Below are 818 nucleotides of genomic sequence, written 5' to 3' on the forward strand. Positions count from 1 at the left end.
TTGATAGATTTGAGTTTACGACCGTCCATGAGGAACGACGTCCCCGTATTGGTAACGCAGGCGGCCAGATTGTCCAGTCCCAAGTCGATAGCCAGGACACGGTCTGGCGAGGTTTTCACCGGTTCCGGGTCCTCTAGGTAACAATACTGAATCTTGAAATACCGTCCACCGTACATGGGACAGATGCGGACTTCCTGAATCGTCTTATCCTTCAATTTGTCCGGAAAAGGAATCCGAATCCGATGACCGTTATGGCGTTTCATATATTCACGGCTCATCGGCACCGTTAGGAAGCCATTTTTTATGTTGATGGCGTTCGTCGACAAGATGAGACTGAAGAGACCACCTTTTTCACGATAGTGTGGCAGGCGGACAGCCTTTGAACCATAGTCACCTGGCTTGACTTTCTGCAAAAGCCCGAAAAAGGAACAAAAACTGCGGTCGGCCATCTTCAATATCTGCTGGGCAACACCGGCCTGCAACAAGCCGTAGTTTTCATTTTCCTTACAAATGGGGTAATTTTCTTCGTACCGCAAGAATTGCTGGGTATCGAAGTAATGCTGCCGAATCGTATAGACCGCTATATTATACAGGTTATTGCTGTATTTGCACATTTCCCGGAGCATGGTATACTCTTGTTTCGACAAGCCGCGGATGACATTCGATTGCGTCAAGTACATCTAGGATTCACCTCCTCTGTTATCTACCATTATACCGTAGACGAAGTGAAAAGGCTAAGATGGAAAAGACATAGGGTGGATTTCGCAGGCATCGAACCTGCGAAATCCATCGCCATTGATGCCCCTACCTAAGAGGAA

1 protein-coding gene is annotated in these 818 nt (G+C 47.4%); it reads right to left on the reverse strand.

Translation table 11 applies throughout. The annotated features are described in order from the left end of the window. On the reverse strand, positions 1 to 680 hold a 680-nt coding region (locus WMO23_RS11385), incomplete at its 3' end, for a transposase (protein WP_349174141.1). Positions 681 to 818: the final 138 nt, after the last annotated feature.

Origin of the sequence: Megasphaera intestinihominis (assembly GCF_040096415.1) — a bacterium.
Classification (GTDB): Bacteria; Bacillota; Negativicutes; order Veillonellales; family Megasphaeraceae; genus Megasphaera; species Megasphaera intestinihominis.